This is a genomic window from Halothiobacillus sp. (assembly GCF_028710545.1).
In the GTDB taxonomy this organism is placed as follows: domain Bacteria; phylum Pseudomonadota; class Gammaproteobacteria; order Halothiobacillales; family Halothiobacillaceae; genus Halothiobacillus.
Genome location: NZ_JAQTTX010000003.1, coordinates 25,609 through 46,561 on the forward strand (window position 1 = coordinate 25,609; position 20,953 = coordinate 46,561).

At 55.4% G+C, this 20,953-nt stretch carries 14 protein-coding genes; 2 read left to right on the forward strand and 12 right to left on the reverse strand.

From position 1 onward, the window contains the following. Positions 1 to 9: 9 nt before the first annotated feature. The 4 genes from PHD44_RS00900 to PHD44_RS00915 form a co-directional block, all read right to left on the reverse strand. The gene (locus PHD44_RS00900) at positions 10 to 318 is read right to left on the reverse strand and encodes a BolA family transcriptional regulator (protein WP_300186959.1); all 309 of its coding nucleotides are present in this window, start codon (positions 316 to 318) and stop codon (positions 10 to 12) included. A 32-nt stretch (positions 319 to 350) separates the two neighbouring features. Next, a complete protein-coding gene (locus PHD44_RS00905; RefSeq protein ID WP_300186962.1) occupies positions 351 to 2,717 on the reverse strand; it encodes a bifunctional diguanylate cyclase/phosphodiesterase in 2,367 nt (788 codons plus the stop codon). A gap of 136 nt (positions 2,718 to 2,853) precedes the next feature. Next, a complete protein-coding gene (locus PHD44_RS00910) occupies positions 2,854 to 4,116 on the reverse strand; it encodes a PfkB family carbohydrate kinase (RefSeq protein WP_300186965.1) in 1,263 nt (420 codons plus the stop codon). 71 nt (positions 4,117 to 4,187) lie between these two features. Next, positions 4,188 to 4,736, reverse strand: coding sequence for a metallophosphoesterase family protein (locus tag PHD44_RS00915; protein WP_300186967.1), 549 nt, complete (start codon positions 4,734 to 4,736; stop codon positions 4,188 to 4,190). Between the two features lie 429 nt (positions 4,737 to 5,165). Here PHD44_RS00915 and PHD44_RS00920 point away from each other — a divergent pair, with 429 nt between their 5' ends. Both PHD44_RS00920 and PHD44_RS00925 read left to right on the forward strand, forming a co-directional pair. Continuing rightward, positions 5,166 to 6,047: a 23S rRNA (adenine(2030)-N(6))-methyltransferase RlmJ gene (locus PHD44_RS00920; RefSeq protein ID WP_300186970.1), complete on the forward strand. Its 882-nt coding sequence runs from the start codon at positions 5,166 to 5,168 to the stop codon at positions 6,045 to 6,047. Between the two features lie 54 nt (positions 6,048 to 6,101). Further along, the gene (locus PHD44_RS00925; RefSeq protein ID WP_300186974.1) at positions 6,102 to 6,581 is read left to right on the forward strand and encodes an N-acetyltransferase; all 480 of its coding nucleotides are present in this window, start codon (positions 6,102 to 6,104) and stop codon (positions 6,579 to 6,581) included. A 487-nt stretch (positions 6,582 to 7,068) separates the two neighbouring features. Here the strand turns inward: PHD44_RS00925 and PHD44_RS00930 are convergent, their stop codons facing one another. The 8 genes from PHD44_RS00930 to PHD44_RS00965 are packed head-to-tail and all read right to left on the reverse strand — an operon-like array spanning position 7,069 to position 20,812. Further along, positions 7,069 to 10,245 carry a hypothetical protein gene (locus PHD44_RS00930; RefSeq protein ID WP_300186976.1) on the reverse strand — a complete coding sequence of 1,059 codons (3,177 nt, stop codon included), beginning with the start codon at positions 10,243 to 10,245 and terminating at the stop codon, positions 7,069 to 7,071. Positions 10,246 to 10,256: 11 nt separating this feature from the next. After that, positions 10,257 to 10,991: a hypothetical protein gene (locus PHD44_RS00935; protein WP_300186979.1), complete on the reverse strand. Its 735-nt coding sequence runs from the start codon at positions 10,989 to 10,991 to the stop codon at positions 10,257 to 10,259. 3 nt (positions 10,992 to 10,994) lie between these two features. Beyond that, positions 10,995 to 12,968: an N-6 DNA methylase gene (locus PHD44_RS00940; RefSeq protein WP_300186981.1), complete on the reverse strand. Its 1,974-nt coding sequence runs from the start codon at positions 12,966 to 12,968 to the stop codon at positions 10,995 to 10,997. A gap of 15 nt (positions 12,969 to 12,983) precedes the next feature. Beyond that, a complete protein-coding gene (locus tag PHD44_RS00945) occupies positions 12,984 to 15,536 on the reverse strand; it encodes a DEAD/DEAH box helicase family protein (protein WP_300186984.1) in 2,553 nt (850 codons plus the stop codon). A 26-nt stretch (positions 15,537 to 15,562) separates the two neighbouring features. Next, on the reverse strand, positions 15,563 to 15,982 hold the full coding sequence (locus tag PHD44_RS00950; protein WP_300186987.1) for a hypothetical protein: 420 nt from the start codon (positions 15,980 to 15,982) through the stop codon (positions 15,563 to 15,565). Then, positions 15,975 to 18,005, reverse strand: a complete 2,031-nt coding sequence (locus PHD44_RS00955) for a hypothetical protein (RefSeq protein WP_300186990.1) — start codon at positions 18,003 to 18,005, stop codon at positions 15,975 to 15,977. Before PHD44_RS00955 ends, PHD44_RS00950 begins: the two co-directional genes overlap by 8 nt. Then, a complete protein-coding gene (locus PHD44_RS00960) occupies positions 17,998 to 19,560 on the reverse strand; it encodes a site-specific integrase (protein ID WP_300186993.1) in 1,563 nt (520 codons plus the stop codon). The genes PHD44_RS00955 and PHD44_RS00960 overlap by 8 nt, the downstream gene beginning before the upstream one ends. Further along, positions 19,550 to 20,812 carry a site-specific integrase gene (locus tag PHD44_RS00965; protein ID WP_300186996.1) on the reverse strand — a complete coding sequence of 421 codons (1,263 nt, stop codon included), beginning with the start codon at positions 20,810 to 20,812 and terminating at the stop codon, positions 19,550 to 19,552. The genes PHD44_RS00960 and PHD44_RS00965 overlap by 11 nt, the downstream gene beginning before the upstream one ends. Between the last annotated feature and the right edge of the window lie 141 nt (positions 20,813 to 20,953).

A 20,953-nucleotide genomic window follows, 5' to 3' on the forward strand; every position in this document is an offset into this window, starting at 1 on the left:
CCGGCGCGGCTAGTGGTTCTGTCCCGCGCAAGCAGGGGACGGGGCCGCTGACGCGCCTTTGGCCTGCCATTCGGATGGCGTGAACGTATGCAGGGACAAGGCGTGCATCCCGCCTTCACGCTCGGCTTGCAATAACGCCTGAACGCGTCGATGCCTGGCCAGCAGGCCTTCCCCCTCGAACAAGGAACCGACGATCACCAGGCGGAAATGCGTTTCTTCCCGATTGCCTGCGTGCTGGTGCGACTCGTTCTCTATTTCAAGATGAACGGGGGCCAGTTGATCTTCGATCAGTTTTTTTATGCGTTCGGCACGAGACATGATGAAACCATCCTATTAATCAAATTGATGAATCATAACAATCCAACGCCCAGCATGGGGGATATTTCTTCCGGCTTGCCGGGCCGGCCGACCAAGTACCCCTGAAAGGAGTCACACCCCAGGGAATCGAGCAGGTCGCGCTCTGCCATCGTTTCCACACCCTCTGCGACCACTTCGAGCCCCAAGGCATGGCCCATGGCCACGATCGCCTTGACGATCACCAGATCCTTCGGGTCAACGAGAATATCGCGCACAAAGCTTTGATCGATCTTGAGCCGGTTGAATTCGAACTGCGTCAGGTAACTCAAGGAAGAGTAGCCGGTGCCGAAGTCATCCAACGCCAGCTGAACGCCAAGCTTTTTCAGTTCGATGAGTGTGCTTGCTGCCTTGGCGGGGTCGTTGACGAGCGCGGTCTCCGTCAACTCAAGCTCCAGCAGGGATGGATTGATTCCGGATTTTTTGAGCGCTGCACGTACCCGCCCGGTAAAGCAGGGCGAATGCAGCTGGATGCTGGATACGTTCACCGCCACGGTAATCCGTTCGCCGATATATTCCCGCCAGCGGGCGATTTGTTGGCAGGCTTCATCGAGCACCCAGCCGCCCACGTCGATAATCAACCCTGATTTTTCAAGCAAAGGGATGAATTGATCCGGGCCGGCAGCCAGTTCCGGCGAGGGCGCCTGCCAACGCAGCAAGGCTTCAACCCCGGTGATGGCCAGGCTGCTCGCATTTTGCTGTACCTGATAAACGAGGGAGAATTGCCCCTGGGCCTGACTCTGGCGCAATGCAGTCAGCAGCGCCGATTGCCGATTCTGATGCTCCATGATTTGTGGCGAAAAAATGGCGTGGCCGTTGCGCCCCTGTTCCTTGGCGGCATACATGGCCGAATCGGCTTGATGCAGCAATTCCCCAATGGATCGACCGTGCTCCGGCCAGATCACGATCCCTGTGCTCGCCGAGGTGAAGAGGGTCAGGTGCCCGATCTGGAAGGGACGAGCTGTCAGTGACTTTACCTGCTCACCCAGCGCGCTCAGTGATTCTGGCTTGTTGTCTGTTTCCACCAGAATGGCGAACTCATCGCCACCCATTCTGGCAATAAGCAACGGACTGGCGACACATTCGTTTTGCAATCGGCGCGCCATTTCCTGCAGCAGTTGATCACCACACTCATGGCCGTAGCTGTCGTTGATCGAACGGAAGTAATCCAGGTCGAACACCAGCAAAGCCAGGTGTTTGGCGCCATCGTCGCTCAGCATGTCGATCCAGCGCTGTGCCTCGACCTGAAAGAATCGGCGGTTGAGCAGGCCGGTCAACTCATCCTGACTGGCCAGTATCTGGAACTGCTCCTGCGTGGTGTGCAGCTCCGTCACGTCGCGGCCAACCACGATGATGGCGCGGGGTTTGCCCTTATCATCGAAGACGGGTTGCTTGATCACATCCACGATCAAGCTGTGCCCGTCCTCGCAGGGAATAGTCTCCAGGTGCCTGATTTGCTGGCCTTGGTTCCAGGCAGCCATGTCTGTTTCATGGCAAAACTGCAGGGCGCCCCTGACGGGGGGAGGGGCCAGACCGACCAGCTCCCGATCAGTTTTGCCGAGCCATACGACATGCTCCAGCCCTAGACTGTGGACAATGGATGAATTGGCGAACAACCAGCGCCCTTCGGGGTCTTTGATCACGATCAGATCGTGGGTCGCCTCAACCAGCAACTCCATCAACTGGCCGTAATCACCCTCCGCGTTGCTCAGGGCCTTGGGCGTGGTCAACTCATAGAGCACCAGAAAGTCTTTGACTTCCGAAGCAGGAGACGGCGCAGCAATCAGCAGCCGCTGGAAGTGTCGCAGGCGGCCATGATCATTGACCGACACTTGGTCTTCTATCACGCCTTCGGCACACTGGGCGGGCACACCCTGACTGAGTTGATCGAGCAATGAAGGGTTGTTAAACGTCTGTGCCGCCCTGTTGCGGTACACGACCGCCTGATTCGCATCGCGGCCGATCACACAATCCGGGAGGCTGTCGATCCACCCGATGGCATCGTCGGGTAGGCGCGGGTAAAGCGAAACATGCAGCAGACGCCGCCCACCGATGTTCGGAAGGTTTGCATCATCAAGGGGAGAGTGGGAACCATCGAGCCGGTCGGCGCTTAACCAGTGTGCTTGCCAAATCCAGTCACGGATATTTTCCATGGGGCCGATTTGGCCTATGGGCTGGTTCCATGCATCGCTCTGCGGCAAGGTCTCCAGAATTTGATCGATAGGCGCAATGGCGTCCAGCGACGTAATCGCCTGCGTCGCCGTGAGCGCGCTCTGCCCGTTTACATCCACCCACAACCATGCCTCGGCATAATCGCATGGACGTTGCGGCAAAGAGGTGAGGCCAACTCGATCTTCGTTCATGGTCGCTCGACGTCGCAGTGCAGCGGGAGGGGAAACAACATGCTCAAAATCCTTTTACCGAATCACTCGGGTCTCATACTTCATCAGCACGACAGCATATCTAAATCCTGACCGATAATCTCACGGATTCAATGCCTCATTTGCCGGTCGGGTGAGCATTTTCATCCAGATCATCCAAATAAATCATCTCACCAACCTGCCGAATAGCCACAGGGGTCAGATGCGTACCGGGGCAGGGGCCGCCCGTACACGCCCCTGTCAGCGGTTCGAAATACGCATTATGGAGTGTACAACGCAAGGACATACCATCCGATGGCCCAGTTGACTTGTCGGCCAGAAACCCGCGAACGCCCTTGGACAAAGCGGAGCCATTGTGCGGGCACAGATTGCGGTACGCGCGGATCGCGCGATGGTCTCGAACCACGATGACGGTGGGCACACCATTGACCGGTTGCACGCCCATGGCGTCTTCCGGGCCTAAGTCATCCAGATGGCAGAGCGGTTGGTTCTTTGCATTTGGATCTACGGCCAAACCATCAAAGCCGAGTTGCTGGATTTTCCGCTCCACCAACCGCACACCAAATGTGACGGCTGCATGCCAATCGGCGCTCGCCTGACTCGCTCGGGCATGAATGACACCGGCAATCAACGTATCGCCAGCGCCGATGCTGTCGACCACGCTCGGCACAGGCTGTGCGGGCACCAGCTGAACGGAATCGTTATGGCGTTCCTTCAGATAGGCGCCGGTCGCCCCCCAACCCAACACCAGCACCGCCTGTGGCGCCCATTGATGCGCCGCATTCAAGAAGGTTTCCGGGTCAGCAAATCCCCGTTGCTCCGCAAAGGCGCGCGAAAAGAAGACCACATCGGGAAAAGGAAACAGCTGATCGAGGTAGGGACGCTCTTTTTCCACCTCAAGGGAAAGTATCTTCGTGCCCGCCGCTCTGCGCGCCATCGCCAGCATGGCGGCCGTATCCATACAATGACGACCTTCGAAATGCAGCCAGTCGAACGGCGCAAGGTCGATCTTGAGGAAGGCGTTGAGATCGAATTCGGGCAAATCGCGATAATGGATGATGGTGCGGCTGCCATTCTGGCGATTCAGAGTGATGTACGAGGTGGGCGCATGCCCGAACCCCAGGATTTGAGCGTAACTCAGGTCGATGCCCCGTTGCGCCAGTTTTTCCTGAATCTGACGACCATCGGCATCCGGGGTCAGTACGGCGGCCAGCGCGCAGTCATGGTCGAACTGCCGCAGTACCGTCAATGTGTTGGTGACATTTCCGCCGGTGCGCTGCCGTTGCGCCAGAGCGCGTTGCTCGCTGTCCTCAACAGGATAACCAGCGACCTCGTTGATGATATCCAGGGTCGCAATGCCAATACCCAGAATCTTCGCCATTTCGTTGATCACTCCTCAAGCGGCGCGATCATGACGAGGCTGACGCCGCAGTGTGGTTCAGGGGTTGGAGATTATGCCGAACCGGCGCGCAGATTGGGCAGTGTTTTTTCTTCGACCCACCAGCGCTCAGCCGTGGCATGCAGCAGCAGACAACCGGAGCCACCATAGGCGCGTACCTTGCCGGCCGCGCCCGGGTTGAGCACCCAGATCGGCTCGCTGGTATCGATGATGCGATGATGCGTATGACCGTAGATCACGGCCCGGGCCTCGGGATGGCGCACTCGCAGCTTATGATGCCGTTGATGGGCCGGATTGACCCGATGGCCATGCTCGACGGCCAGCACGCCTCCGGGCAATCGCAGGGTGGCTACTTCCGGCAGGGATTCGAGCAGATCGGCCGTGCCGATCGGCCATTGTTCGACCGTATCGTTGTTGCCGCGAACGGCAATCACATGGCCTGTTTTCGGCGTCACACGGCGCAAAATATCGGGATTCAAGATATCCCCGGCATGCACGATGACATCGCACTGCTGCATGAGTGCGAGGATCGAATTTTCGATGGCACCATGCGTATCGGAAATAATTCCGACACAAACCGATGCATGTGATTCAAGGTCCACAAAGACTCCCTGGTGTTGATTTGCTTTGCCCGAGCGGATTTTATGACCCTGCACGGCAGCGCGCGTTCCATCAAGTGCTCCGGCAAGCATGTCACTTCATCCCGGGTGACAGACATCCAGTGACATCCAGAGCGTTTTACTCAGGATCACACACAGTATGGTGTGATCGGGTAAATCTGTCATCTATCTTGCCCCTTTTATCGACTCCTTAAATCCCCCTCATTCCCCCTTTTACAAAGGGGGAGACGCATTGATTCAACCAAAAGACTGATTCACCCCCTTTTTTCAAAGAGGGATGCGCACTTGTTCAAAAAAGTGCTGCCCCCCTTTTTTCAAAAAAATGGAACAAAATGGCGCCACATCGTGAAATCACGCACAACACGTATGATGCGTATCGTTGAACATTTGAACCCCTGCCCGGTAGAGACCATGAATTACCAACATCACTTCCACGCCGGTAATCATGCCGATGTCCTAAAGCACCTCGTACTTTTACAGCTCATCGAGCTGATGCAGCAAAAGCCGACCGGTTTCCTCTTGCTCGAAACCCATGCCGGTGCGGGTCTGTACGACCTGCAAGCGTCCGAAGCCCGTCGCAGTGATGAAGCAACAGGCGGTATCGGGCGACTCGTGCAGGCAACGCAAGCCGCCAACACGGTGCCGGATCTGATTCGGTTTTATCTCGAACAGATCGAACGGTTCGGGTCCATCCTTCATTTGAGCCACTACCCCGGTTCCCCACTGCTTGCTGTCTGTGTTCTGCGCCCGCAGGATCGTTATATTGGCGTTGAGCTGGTGCCCAAGGTCGCCCGGGAATTGAGTCGCAATCTCGCTCAGCGCCCCATGCAAGAGCCTTGCATTCCCGACCGCAGGGTCATCGCACGGGATGGCGAGGGGCTGGCTGCGCTTAAAGCCGATTTGCCGCCACTGGAGCGGCGCGGTCTGATTCTGATCGACCCGCCCTATGAACAGCCCCAGGAGCGCGACGATATTGCCGCCGCCTTGCAGGCCGGATTGCAACGGTTTGAAACCGGCGTCTATGCCCTGTGGTACCCGATCAAGCAACGCCCCTATCTCGATCGATGGCTCAACCGGATTGCCAAGAGCACGCCGCGTCCGGTACTGACCATCGAAAACAGTGTTTTCCCCGATGAACCGGGCAATCGACTCACCGGCTCCGGCCTGCTGATCATCAACCCGCCGTGGCAGTTCGATACGCTGATGCAGCCCGTGCTCGAGTTCATCAACGACGCGCTCAAGCAGGATACGGCCGCGCCCTGTGCGATTCGCTGGCTCAATCCCCCCAAGTAACCCGAACCGATGAATAATTTCTGTCGCAACCAACCGACCTGCCCGTAAAACCCCATGGAACACATCTTCACTGCCGATTTATCCCTTCAAGAACACGCCGACGCCACGGTTTGGCTATTGAACGAATACGCCAAGGACGACATGGGCGGAGGTAGTGAACTGACTGCATTTGCAAAACATAACTTGATTGCCGAGCTCAAGAAACGCCCGAACATCCACGTCATCCTTGCTTTCGTGGATGGAAACCCTGCCGGACTTGCGCTATGCATCGAAGGGTTCTCCAGCTTCGATTGCAAACCGTTATTGAATATCCATGACTTCATGGTCGCCTCGGCGTATCGAGGGCGGGGGCTTTCTAAGCGGTTGCTGGGAAAAGTCGAAGAAACAGCCATTGAGCTTGGCTGCAGCAAGCTGACACTGGAGGTTCTGGAAGGCAACCATGTAGCCCAATCCGCTTATCGGGCATTTGGATTCAATCGCTACGAGCTTCGCCCGGAAATGGGCAAAGCCATGTTCTGGCAGAAGAAGATCTGACCATATTAAGCCGAGGATTGCTTAAGAATTAGGCGCGAACCATTGCAACACTTTTACATCAGGTAAAGGTCAGAACGGTTCCAAACACCTTACACCAAACTCCACATCAAGATAAGCATTTGATTTAAATAAACTAAAAATAAAATCAAACACCAATCTGTAAATTAAATCGTAAAATTTAAACCACATCCGGCGCAAATTCTTGCGCTATGGGGTCATAAAGGTGTCGGTGACACACTCGGGAAGTGGCGGGTCAAAGCTTATCATAACCTCACTCTATTGGTCTCTAAGCTCAGCTGAAGTCACATCATATCCGCCCAGCAGACTTGCGAAAAACCATCGCACCACGCTCACCGGATAGTTCTCATTTTTGATGCAAGTGCTAATATCAATGGTTAGGCAGATTTCCACGCCCTTCTCGGACAGGTATTTCTTCGTAAAGTGATCCGATGGCTGGAGTCGTAGGCTGATGGAGCGTCACTCCGTGCTATGAGGGGATGACCATCCGATAAGCAAGGATCTTAAATCCCTCCGGCACAGGCTTGAACGGATCATCTGGATCAGGCCAGCGCTTAGACCGACTTTGGAATTCCCGAAGTTTTTCGGCATCTAGTTTGACTACTACAACATGCTCGTTCTCGCCTCCGCGAAGCCGACAGACATCGCGCTTGTGATTGGTTTTTTCGGGGACACGCACACGACTGTCACCAAAGCGCCTGTTGTTGACCAAGGCCACATACGCGTGAACATCCAAGCTGGATGACTCCACCAGCGCCGAGAATGTCTCAAGGTCTTGGTTCCAGGACAGAACCATCATGCAGTCCACCGCCCCTTGGAAATTCAGTCGGTGCTGAACATTCTGAAGCTCTGAGCAGATCAATACGCCAAAGGCAAAACCTTTGTGGAGGTAAACGGGCTTTGTGTCACGAGCGGAAAGAAATGTGGTCCAGTGCTTGCCGAAATCCCGCTGTAACAGGAAATCTTCCCTTGGGGCAGGCTGTGTCTTGGGCTGGTGCAGCCGAACAAATGCGGGGAAGCCTAGACGGTCATCAGCAAGGACGAGAACGGCCTCGCTGTGAATAGTGTCTTTCGCAACGTGATAGTCCAGGCCGGCAATCAAGCTGATTCCTGAGTCCCGAAGTAGACTACTGACGGTGCCAAGCCAACGTTCGGGTAGTGACAGCTCTGGCAACAGCAAATGCGTGGGTCTCGGGCTTGCCTGAAGGGTCTGATTCACCACATCCTCAATTCGCTTATACCGTGACCTAGACAAATCGGAACGGCCACTGGCCGCATCCTTCCAGGTCTCATCTGAGGTCAACAGGCTGCTGATGCCAAGGAAAACTTGCTTGTGACGTCTGCCATCCAGAATGGCCAGTTTGATGTCATCCGGGTTGGTATCACTTGCCTCTTCCGCTGTAGGCTCGACAAGAAGCGATTCCCAAACCCACGCACCTCTCAGCGCTCGGACATAGCGCGCCCAATTCCTGGCTGGGGTCTTCTTGTCTCCGCCCTTACCGACAAAAACACAATCATCCGGCAGAAACAGTGAAACCTCTTCTGTCGTATAGGGACGTGTGGGAAACAGATAAGGTAAGAGGGATGCGGACTCGACCTCCCCAATCGGTTTAGCTGCTCGGGGGTGCACTCGAAAAGTGCTCAGGTCATTGTTAACTGCTGATTTTCGTAGGAAGTCAGAGAGGTCTTCAACGCGCTCATAGCAACTGACCAAAGACGCCTCATCGCTGACGGATGGACGCTGCCGAATAGTATCCCTGCGCAGATGATCCTTATAGGATGTCTTCGCCCAGTCAGCCTCGCGAATTGCAAGCGAGACAACCTCCAAGTCTTCTTCCGTACCTACCAGGCCAACATCAGCACAAAGCTTCTGCGCAACTTCGGGCAGGGGTTGCATCCCCCCTTCCGCTTTTCCCCAGCGCAGTGATCTGGAGATAGCGTCCGCAGCAGATCTCCTCACACCGCCCCGGATGGACTCCCATTCGGTCCAGAGGATTTTGTCCGGGGCTGTGTCATGTCCGTTGACACGGACACATTTCTTTTCCGTTGCCTTCTCAACCTCTGTCAGAGAGGTTATCGCCGCATCGAATAGGCGCTTTGCGTCCGGCCAGTCCTTCAAAGCCACGGCAATCGATAACAAGCGCGGCAGATAGTCCAAGTGGTCGAAAATCTTGTCTGGCCGGAGGATGTGACTCAGGGCAAATTTATAGAACTTGCTGCGTTCGTCCTTCCAGTCATTTCGACGCAAGTCCCGCGACAGGATCTCCACTGCACGCAACAAGACAGACCATCCCAGCCGCCTGACGGACAATCCGTCAGCCCTGCGCAATGTATCCGCTTCCTCGGATGCCTGCCCGGCGGCAGCCAATACCTTGGCAGCGGCCATGGACTCCAGCTTGTCAGGGTTTGGCATCAAGCGGCGTTCGCTCGATACGCTCCGAATCTGGGACTCGATGCTGTCCAGCAAATCCACACCGCCTTGTCCCTCAAGGAAAAAGACCTTCTGCTTCGACTGTTGCAGCAACAGCGAGGTCTTTCCCTGGTACCCCCCCGGCAATTGCAGATAGATTTCTTCCTGACCCTTTTTCGGTCGTGGGAAGCACGTCGTCCGCTTGGCGATGAACGTCTGCAATTGCGGGAAATTGACCACATCCCCAGGGTCATGCAGAACGATGAAAATGTCGTCCACATACCTGCCGTAGTAGACAGGGCTTAGCTGTTGCTCGATTTCACGGTCAAGGCCAATCAGCAGGGCATTCGACACCACGCGGGAAATGGAGAGACCGATAGGCAGGCCGCCAACGAGCGGCCCTTCGCCTTTCTTGGGCTTGCACCCCAGTTCGTCCAGTATTACTAAAGTCCTGTCGGACCAAATCGCAAGGGCATCTGCAAACGCTGTGGTGAACTCCAGCTCCCACGGCTCCAATTCGATGCGCGCATATTTCAGGAAGCGCTCATCCTTCATGAACACCGGATCAATCCGATGGTAGTAACTGGTCAAATCCATCGTGATGGCAATGACAGACCGCTCGGCTTCCAGCTCTTCGCGGATTGCCTTGAGTCCCCGTTCCCGCCATTGCCGATAGGGTGCGAAATACGGTTGGAATGATCCGATGCCCTCGGTGTGATAAGAACCGAGCGTGCCTTCGGGCGAGCCTGGCTCTGGCCGATACCTGCGTAAGCGGGAGCCATAAGCCGACCTGGTAAGTGCCGCATCGAACTTGTGTCCGACCAGATTTATCCAGAGCGCGGACAGGACATGCATCTCTACCGGGAAATCGCCAACCAAGCGGAATTCAGGAGTCAGGTCATGCGTGTCGCAGAGGTGTTGGAAAGCGCGATCAGGCTTGGAGAAGAAACCATGCCCATTCGGTATTTTCTTGTCCGCTTTGGGTTTAGATGACAGCTTCTTGGCGACTAGGCGCGGCTCGCCCAGGTTTTCCGTGAGCACATCGACAATCTGGCCGGTCTGGAGGCGCTCTAATAAGCTTGCCAGCCGTGCCGGCAAGGTTGACTCGTAATCAACGAAGTCGCGGGCAACAAAGAGCGAGCGTTCAAAATAGCAGTCTGTCTTGGCCTTCCTGAAGGCATAAAACAGTTCGGTCAAGGATAAGTCGGACCAGGACTCGATCTTGGGTTGCGCCATGCCATTTCCTCTTATGAGTCCGTCTCGGCTGAGTAGTTCGCCACCAGGCTGTTATGGAACGCCTTGATTGCAAGATAGCTTGGATGGTCCGCCAGGGTGCCGGTGTCGAAACCAAGGCAAATTTCCACATCCTTCTGTGACAGATAGTTCGCGTGAATCAGCACCTCGCGGATTTGATCGGCGTCGTCGGCATATTCGCGCTCTTCGGGGTCGTGGTTCTGGAGCAGGAATTCCCGGAAGCTGTCTTCGATGATGGGTTTCGAGTGAGCCTGGATTTCCGCTACCACGCGCAGCTCTTCAGCGATCTTGGTATCGAGTGCGGCTTGGGTGCTGTAAAGAATCTGGCCATTCGGGTGGGCAGTTTCATTGCGGTCATCTACCAACTTGGCATAAGTACCGATCTTGCCGTTGTCGCAAGCAATGAGCTTGAGCAAGCGCAGGATGCTGCGCTCGTTCACGGTGCTGAACACGAAGGGCGAGGACGCGCCCATCAGAGTTTTTTCAATGTCCTTGCTGAAGCCAATCAGCCCTTTCTCGAAGTCATCCGGTCGGTTCTGTCTGATCTGCCAGATGTTGAAGTACATGAAGCTCATGGTGAGCATGTGGTAGGCCAGGAAGGCGAACTGGTATTTGCCGTGCTTGTAGTTCGTCTCAAAGGCGTCCCACAGAAAATCGATGTACTCCTGTTCCTTCGGGGCCTTGAAGTAAAGTGGCAAGTAGTCGGCGAGTTCGGTGGCTTCGTCCATGGCTTAAGCCTCCGGGGCGGCTGAGGCATCTTCTTCACCCCAGACGCGGGCGAGCGCTTCTTGGATTTTTGTCTCTTCATCCACGATGGCATTCTTGAGCCGCGCGATTTCGCTCTGGTAGCTCTCGATCTCCGCCACGATTTCCTTCTGCACCTCCAGCGGTGGCAGGGGGATTTGGAGCTCGCAGAACTTGGATTTGGAAATTTCAGCGAACGTTCCGCCGGTCGCCCATGCTTCCATCGTAGGCACGAGCTTGGTAAGCGCGAGTGCGACAAACTCTGGCAAGGCTCGCGCCGAATCTTGGATTACAACATTCTTGAAGCCTTGATTCGTAGCGATGGGAACGCGGTTGATGGCGATGCGGCCAATCGTAGCGCGGGTCGAAACAATGACCGAGTTCGCAGGGATAATCTTTGCCGAAGATTCGCGCAGGCCTTTTTCGGAGATCGTCCGCTTCGTCGTGGTGATTTGGGAAATGAAGTTGGTTGCGGGGAGATCAACGAGCGTTGCCCAAGGAATGCCACCGCCCCAATACTCCTCCACATCGGACTTGGGCGTGCCGCCACTTTCCACGCGGAAGAAGCTCTCTTCGCCGAGAGAGACGAGCGGGAAGGAATGATTGGAAGCTGCCCCCTCCCGATAGCGCTCCCCGCTTAGGTTGTAGTCGCCATTCGCGGCGATCTTGTCCTTCGCCACGATCAGTCCGCAGGTGGGCTGGCATTCATCAACTGCCCGCCCACTGCGCAGCGCCTGAAGATATTCGGCAAGCTCAGCCTTGACCTGCGGCAGGTCATTCTTGTCGAAGGCGCGGCGTTGCGCGCCTAGGCCGTAGCCGTCGTTTTCGACCTTGAAGAAGGCGATGCTATCGGCCTTTTTCGCCAGCGCGCGGTCGAGGATCAGGATCGAGGTTTTCACGCCGGAATAGGGGTTGAAGCAGCCGGCGGGCAGGGAGATGACGGCGATCAGGCTGTTTTCCACCAGCATCTTGCGCAGGGCTTTGTAGGCGGTTTGGCTCTGAAAAATAATGCCTTCCGGCACGATGATGGCGGCACGGCCATTGGTGCGCAGGTGTTCGGCCATGTAATCGACGAACAGCACTTCGCTGCGCTTGGCCTGGATGGAGAAACGTTTGTGCGGCTTGATGCCGCCCTTCGGCGACATGAACGGCGGGTTGGCGAGGATGACGTCGGCGGTTTCGTTCCACTTGTCTTCGCTGGTCAGCGTGTCGTATTCGACGATGTGCGGGTTGCTGAAGCCGTGCAGATACAGGTTGACCAGGGACAGCCGCACCATGTCCGGCGAGATGTCATAGCCGAGGATGTTGGCGGCGAGGGTCTGGCGTTCGTCGGGGGTGAGAAGGTCACCGGCGCGTTCCCGTGTGTTCTGCGCGAGGATGTGTTTCCACGCCGAAATCAGGAAGCCCGCCGTGCCGCAGGCGGGGTCGAGGATGACTTCGTTTTTCTTCGGGTCGATGACTTCGACCATGAAGTCGATGATGTGGCGCGGGGTACGGAACTGGCCGGCGTCGCCCTGGCTGCCGAGGACGGAGAGCAGGTATTCGAAGGCGTCGCCGAGTCGTTCGGAGTGGTCATAGGTGAAGCCGTCGATTTCCTTGAGGAAGCTGCGCAGGGTTTCCGGGTCGCGGTAGGGCAAATAGGCATTCTTGAAAATGTCGCGAAACAGCGCCGGGATGCCGGGATTCTCGTTCATCTTGCCGATGGCTTCGGAGTACAGCGCCAGCACGTCGAAACCGCCCATGCTGGGTGACATGAGCCCAGCCCAGCCATATTTGGCGTAGTTGCCGGCAAAGAAGCTGCGCTTGCCGCCCAGTTCTTCCGCTTCGGCATCCATGTCGTCCATGAATTTGTAAATGAGTGCGATGGTGATTTGTTCAACCTGCGATTTGGGGTCGGGCACTTTGCCGACGAGGATGTCGCGGCAGGTGTCGATTCGGCGTTTGGTATCGGTGTCGAGCATGGTGGGGGCTGTTTTCTACTGCATGAATTGGTTGAGAGAGACGTAATCCTTGACGTATTCCGGGAGGCGCTCGCGCCATTCCTTGGGCACGGCTTTGAAGTCGGCCATGCTGAAGGCGGGGTTGACGTTGAGTTCGGTCAGCTGGCGCTTTTCGATGATGTCGCGCAGACGGCCGTCGGTGGCATACGCTTTGAAGAAATATTTAAGCGCAACGATGGCGTCCGCATGTTTCGCCAACCCTTCCGCTGGCTGGTCGAGCAGAAACTTCTGGAATTCGTCTTCGAGCAGTTCGTCCTTGCTTTTGAATTTGGGGATCAGGCCGAAAATCTTCTCCAGAATCTCGCGCAGGGTCAGGCGACGATCTACGCCAGCAGCGCGGCGCAGTTTGTCGAGCGTGAAGAATTCTGAAGGCTTGTTGAGGACTTGCGAGGTGACGTAATCGACCGCGTGCCCCCACTGCGCGTTATCAACGTAGGTTTGCAGGGCGGTATCGGCCTTGACGGTGTTCTCGAAAGCTTCGAAGAACCTGCGGTCGATTTTCATGCCCAGCGGGCCGACGGCTTCTTCTTTGACATGGTGAATGTTGTCAATGCCACCGTGGATGTATTCGCCGCCTGAACCAATAGTTGTGCCGCCACCTTCGCCGTCACCTGTGTCGCTGCCCGGCCTGGGCAGTTTCAACACCTCGTCGTAGTTGAACTTTTCTTCAAAGTATTCGCAGTTGGCAAAGAAGTCGAAGAATTTGAATTGGGTCTTTTCCTGCTTGCCAATCTGCTCCTTGAGATGAATGTCGAAAAGCTGTTCGAGGAAGCTGTGCTTGCGCGTGCCTCGCCCCTTGATCTGCACGAAGTCGGAGGGCGAGAACACCGGACGCATGAGTGCTAGATTGAGGATGTCCGGGCAGTCGTAGCCGGTAGTCATCATGCCGACCGTGACGCATACCCGCGCCTTGCTGGTCTTGTAGGCATCGAGAAAATTGGCCGAGCCCAGCAGGTTGTTGTTGGTGAAGTTGATGGTGTATTGCTGCGCATCGGGAATCTGGGAAGTCACCTGTACCGCGAAATCCGACTGGTAACGTCCCGGCCAAAGGGTGTTGGCCTGCTCGTTGAAAATCTGCGTCAGCTTGGCGGCGTGGTTCTGGCTGACCGCGAACACGATGGCTTTGCCAAATTCGTGGCTGATCGGGTCACGCAGGCCGTTGGCGAGGAAGGTCTGGCAAAAGAGGCGATTGGTGGCTTCTGAAAAAAACGTCTTCTCGAAATCTTTCTGGAAGAAGTTTTCTTCCTCCGCGCCGCCATTTTCATTGGTATTAGCAACGGCATAACCCTCGTCGGAAAGCAGTTGCGTGGTGATATCAGTGCGGGCATCGACGACCACGGGATTTATGAGGAAGCCATCACGCACGCCATCACGCAGTGAGTAGCGGAAAGTTGGCTGGCCGGATTCGCAGCCGAAGGTGCGGTAGGTATCGAGCAGCAGGCGGCGCTCGGTTTCGCGCGGGTCGCGTGTGCTGGGTTTGCTGGCGTCGTACTTCTTCAGGTAGTCGCGCGGCGTGGCCGTCAGTCCTAGCTTGTAGCCCACGAAATACTCGAATACGGCACGGGCATTGCCGCCGATGGAGCGGTGGGCTTCGTCGGAAATGACCAGATCGAAGTCGGTCGGTGAAAACAGGCGCTTGTACTTGTCGTTGAAAAGCAGCGACTGCACGGTGGTGACGACGATCCCGGCCTTGCGCCATTCGTCGCGGCGTTCTTTGTAGATCACCGAGGTGTAATCGTTTTTAAGCTGCGCGATGAATGCCTTGTTGGCCTGATCTTCCAGTTCCAGCCGATCCACCAAAAACAGCACTCGGCGCGCGTTGCCGGTGCGCAGGAACAATTTGATGATGGCTGCTGCCGTCAGTGTCTTGCCTGTGCCGGTCGCCATTTCAAGCAGGAAACGGCTGCTGCCCTCGGCCACGGCATCCTGGATCGCCTGGACGGCACGCTTTTGGTAGTCGCGCAGGAATCGCAAACGGTTTTTCTGGATGAAAGCATCACGTTCTGCCGGATTGTTCCAGCCGGCTTCGGCGGCATAGTTCGGCATTTGGGTCAGGGCGATGTAGTTCTTGCCCACCAGTTCGGTGATGAGTCGCTGCGGATTGGGCTGAAAGCGGTGATAGCCCTTGATGGATTCCTGTGTAGGGAAGCGGGTGATGATGTGCGGATTGCCCTGCTCCAGATCCCAGAAGTAGTGCAGGTTGCCGTTCGAGAGAATGACGAAGCGGCACTTTTGGGATTTGGCGTACTTGCGAGCCTGTTCTTTGCCGATCAGAGGATTCTTGTCTTCGGACTTGGCTTCCAGCACGACAAGGGGAAAGCTCTGTTCGTCCAGGAGCAGGAAGTCGATGAATCCGTTGCTGGTGGTCTCGAAGTTGTCACCCAATGCATCAATTTTGGCTTTGGTTAGTTTGACGTTTGGCTCAAGCATCACATTGGCTTTGCCATGGACATCACCGAAGAAGCGCCAGCCGGCCTCTTCGAGGAGTTTGTTGATCTTGATGCGAGCTTGGGCTTCTTTGGTTGCCATGTCGTCCGGTGCCTTCCTTGTAAAATTCAAACCGTCCGACCATCGGATCGCTCGCGATCAATCTTGGGTAGCGGTTCCATCAGTTGATGATCTTTCAGGCCGTATTTGTAGGCATTGTATTGCCAAAGGACAAATTGCTGCTTGTAAGCACGATTCTCTTCCTTTAACTGCTCAATTTCACGCTCCAGCTTGGCGATGCGCTCAGAAGCACTCTTGAGACTTACAGGGCGTGGATTTCTCGGGCCTCTTTCCTTCACCCCTTTCTTAACGACCATGTAGGCTGTCGCGATCGCGTTATGAGCCGTCAGGGATTGCCTGGTGGGCTTTTTACCTACCAGCGGTTCGGCTGCATCGCAAATTGCATCCCAGGTCAGCTTCGACCCTTCCCATCCATGGATGAGATCAACGATTGCAACAACGTCGTGCTGTGTCAGATGCTTAGCCAAAGCCGCCTCCCAGTATTTTCGTCAGATCTTTCAGCATCTCCTGAGCATCGTCATGGGCCTCGCTATGCCCCTCAATGGCGCCCACCGATTTCTTCGCGACCACGCGACGAAGTTGGCTGAAATCGTTGCCTCTCAGCTTGATTTGCGCCCCATCCTCGATATCCGGGCGTTCCATGATGGAGACCAGCTCACGAAGTCTCGTAACGCTTTTCTCGTGGTACTGGAACCAGCGATCGGCCCACATGTCGCCTTGTTCAATGGCAGTCTGGGCCTTTAGATAAAGGATTTCCGTTCTCTCAAGACGACCCTTGATGCGCGCAAGGTTGTCCGAGTTGCCTTTGATGCACACATGCTCGGTGCAGTTGAGGCAGTCCCGGTACTTCTCGCAGGGACTCATCACATAATCGTGGACGCAGTAGCCAAACTCTGTGACGTGAACCGCTGCGGTCTCCAAGGTGTTGAACTCTAGCGAGGAGACCGGCAGATGCTTGCAGACATCACCAGCGGACCCGAAAATCGCCTTGGACGGATCGATACGCTCGGCCAGGCTCACCAACTCATGCTCAGTCATGTGGTTGTAGACGCGGTTCTGCTTGGAGTCTGCGCGCCCAGACCATTTGGCAAGCTCCAGATTTGATAGCCCGCCCCTCTGCGCGAGGGTGTTCAGCAAGTGCCGGGCTTGATGAGAGGTCATCTTCAGGCGCCCACCGATTTCAGACCTGTAGCCGTGGCGGTCAAAAATTGTTTTGCTGAACTCATCGTGTGGCGACAAGTCTCCGGTAAAAAAGTTGTTGGTCGGTTTGTGCAGTTCCACTGGCAAGCCAACCGGCCCAAGCATTTCGGTCAGTTGAAATGTATTTAGAACGCACAGCGCATTGCTGTACTTGATGCCCTTGTCTTCATCAAACCAAGGAAAGTTGCTAGGAAGACGGCTCAGCACGTATTGCCACAGGCTGTTGAGGGTGTGGACAGCATCCTGCGTAGCCAATCCCCTGCCACGAAGAGCAGCATAACTCTGCTGCTTGGTCCCATGTACGAGACCAATCGCCTGACTAGCCTGCTCCACGGTCAGCGGTGCGTCATCCAGCACTTGGGGACAGTCTCGGTGGCGATAGAACTTGGTAGGATTGCCCTCAATCCATTTCGCGAGTTGACGCGCATTCTCAGACAGAGCCCTGAGACGCCTGACAGCCTCCTTGGCAACAGGAACCATGGTCGACGGCACCCACTTGATGTCGCCCTCGAACCCCTTTCCTGAAAAGAAGCGCCAACCATAGCGCTCAACACCATCACGATCAGTTTCCGTCACTTCACAGTCCACAGGCAGTGCCAGGACCTCGGAAATGCGCGAGGGGGCAGACATCAACATGGCAAAGACAGAGGTCGTAAAAATGTCCCGACCATGGGTTGGATTGTTGGCAAAAATTTCCGCGAGAGCGTTTAGCGCTGTTTCATCCGGCAGCTTGCTATCTCGCTCTATCCCACCAGCTCTGCCTGTTTTATTTTTGTCGCCTGCACGCTTGATGGGGTTTCGCCACCCATGGACGCTGCCGGGTACCAACTTGTTCTCACTGACAAACACGCTTAGGCGCTCGATCTCACGCCCGCAGTGGTAGGCAGCGCCCGCCGAGTAGTATTGCCGGGCCAATAGCGCCGCCTCATCGAGCACGGCCATGGAAAGCTTGCTGATGTCGGCAGCACCCGTGACCTGAATCAACGCTGCCTCAATAGCCCTCATGGCCTTGGATTCGTTTTTTGCCCCGGTTGGGCGATGGCCTTGTTGGTATCGAAAGTAGGCTTTTGCGAAGTCAATAAACTCAGGAGCCATCCATTGACTTGAACTGGGCCTGCGGGTCTTAACGCCCAGCTTGGCGAAGACCGTGACATCAGGCCACATCGGCTCAAACCAGGGAAGATCAGCACCAAAGACCGTCAATTCATCTCGACATTTAGCAATAAATGCCTTTAGGTTTTCTTCAGCCGCCAACTGGTGCTTCGGTTTGAACAGGAACAGCTCAGCCATTTATGAGCACTCCCTGCTCACTCATTTCGACCCTGCGACGATTGCATCTCTGGATCACATCCGCAACAGCAAGGATACTTCGATCAAGAACGGTAGTCACCTGGACATCGCCTGTCAGATCAATCAAGCGATCTCGCTCATCAATGAGATGGGCGTAGACCTCCTCGTGCGGGCCATCCAACCAAGGCTGAAAATGCATACAGGTGTAGCAAGGAATGGGGACATTCGCTCCGCAAAATCCAAACTCACCACAGGTGCCAATTCCGCGCCCACCCTCGGTGCGGATGCGACTTGTCGGGTCTCCACCGCGCCTGGCTTGCTTCTCGGCATCGACAAGAACTCCCGCGAACGCTTGGGCATAGGGCGCCAACTGGAACCCCACGGCCTCATCCAGGCGCTTGACGTGTTCAGGGATATTCTTGATGTAGACCCCCGCATTCTGGGTATCCGTGTGATCCAAGAGTTCAGCAATCACAAGCTCGCCAAACCCTTCTCGTGCGGCCCGCGTGCCGGTGGTGTAGCGAAAGCGCCGGGCATTCAAGCGCAACACATCCCCAGTACGCTCGGAATGAATACCTGCCGCATCAGCGACGAATTGCAGTACGTCGGAGACCACGGCTGACGCGATGTGTAGCTTGTCGGTCTTCAAGAGATCACGGAGCTCACGAGGCGATGCAATGGATTTCACCACATCGACATCAGGGAACAGCGGAATCTGCTGACGATCAGCCTGCTGAAGTCTGAAGCCAAGTAACTCCTCAACCTGCTTGATTGAGTGCTTGGCCTGAGCATCCAGAATCCTCAATAGATCCTCCGTGATGGCGAACGGCTTGAAGCTGGCGCGGAAGTCATGTTGCTGCTTCCCGCGTGGGACATTCAGCAGATAGAGAGGCTCGTTCTTCATGTTTTTTCCGCTCAGGATGTCTCCTACCCGCAGATGGGATATCTGGATAGGACGACGGCCGGTGCTGCTTGTAACCAAGCACATGGCCATCTCTGAGAGCGATATGACATCCCGCTCGAAGGCTTGGACGGCTCCTTCATTGAACGCTTGCAGTTCATTATCCGTCAGCGGGCCAGCTTCGGGGTCTTTGCGCTTGACCGCATCACCCTTGCGGTTCCCCTTGATGGTCCAACCATCAAGCAAGCGGATCACATCCATGGAAACGCCCGGATAGCCAAGACGGTGCCAGCGCCTCAGAAATCCGCTAATGACGCCCAGGTACCACTCCGTGCGAGGATTCAGGGTTGCCCGGTAGTTGATCAGCATCACTTCGTTTATTTCATCTGCTCCGGTTGAGATGAGCATATGTCTGAGTCGATCGTGAACATTATTTACATGATGCGAAGACAACTCTGAAGCGTAAAAGGCCAGCGCTTGCAGGAACCCTGTCCGCGTCGGCTCGGACAGCAGGCTTCCGACATGTCCAACGTTAATGCGGACATTCTTGTCGAGGGTCCAATACTCATCCGAAAGTAAAAACGAGTAGCCCGGAGCCCTAGCGTGATAACTCCGCTCAGCGACGACAGGTAATACGAAGGGATCAGGCATCATTTTTCAGCCCCTCTGGCATGCGAATACCCATGGAGTTCTGCATCTTCAATGCCGCTTCATGACCTTTCTTTTCCACAAATCGGCGATTGTAGATAGCCGCGGTGCCGGAACCGTCCTTCCATCCCATGAGATAGGATCGGATCTGCTCCTGACGTGCCTCACTTGGAGATTCATCCATCGCATCCATTCTCTCGGAGAACTTGCGGTTCCATGTGTGGCGCAATATGTGTCCCGACATCGCATAAAGGTCGGGGGATACAGTACGAACGACCGCCATGACCTTGAAATAGGCGGACTTTGAAATCGGCTTACCTTTCGTGGGTCCCTGCTTATGAGTGAGAAACAGGAAGTCGTTATGTCTGTCGGTAGGCACGCGCACCTTCCGTCGATCCTGACTGATGTAGTCATGCAACTCCTTCACAAGCACTCCTCCCAACGGAAGAAGCCTCTCCAGCGTCTTCACATTGGGCTCATTCGTGCGCGGGTCATGCTCGTCGTCGGCACGTCGCTCGATCTTGAGCTGATTCTTGTCGAACCTGATGTCCCGGATTCTGATATTCAGCAATTCACTGCCACGAATGCCAAGGTGGAACAGCATGAGGATAATCAAACGGTTCCTGCGTTGAACCGAAGGGGAGAATGGATTGAGATCAGTCCCCGGACGGGTCACTTCAAAGAGCACGTCCAACTGCTCGTCGCTCAAGGATCTGTCTCGCCGGTTATCAGCCCTGTTTTTATTCTTGGGGCGACGAGCCTTGATTTGCCGACAAAGCCTGTCGATTTGATCCAAAACATCCTTCCCGGCCCGATTAAGAAGGTGCTTGGCATACCAACCAAAGAAGTGCGCGATTGCCGTCAAGCGAGAGTACTGTGTGCCCTTGCTGACGAACTCAAAGGACTCCTTCATCTCACCCAAGGGAAACATCAGGACCGGAGAGTTGAATGAGGCGTTCCTATAGGGCTTTCTTTGAGTGAAATCGCGCAAGGCGTCGATCTCGTGCCCCTGGAAGAATCGCCCCTTGAACAAGCGCTCATCGAGATCAATCTGACGCCAGTCAAGAAAACGAAGGAACACGATCAGATGGCTGGCCTCAGCCTCCACGGTGGCAAATGCAACGCTCCTGTTGCGGAGCTGAGTCGTGAGGTAGAGGTTCGGGTAGTAGAGCGGCAGCCCCGTTGATCGATCCACCACTAGGCAGTAACGCTCCCCACTATCCATGATAAAGCGACTAACACCATAAACCTTGCTCATGCCCGCACCCGCAAGAACTTTACACTTCCTGCAAGGTACACAAAAACACATATAAATGCAATGATTCTTTACACAAAAAAATCAGAACAAAAATCAATAAAAACAACCCAAAACAATACGTTGCATAAAATCTCTTTACAG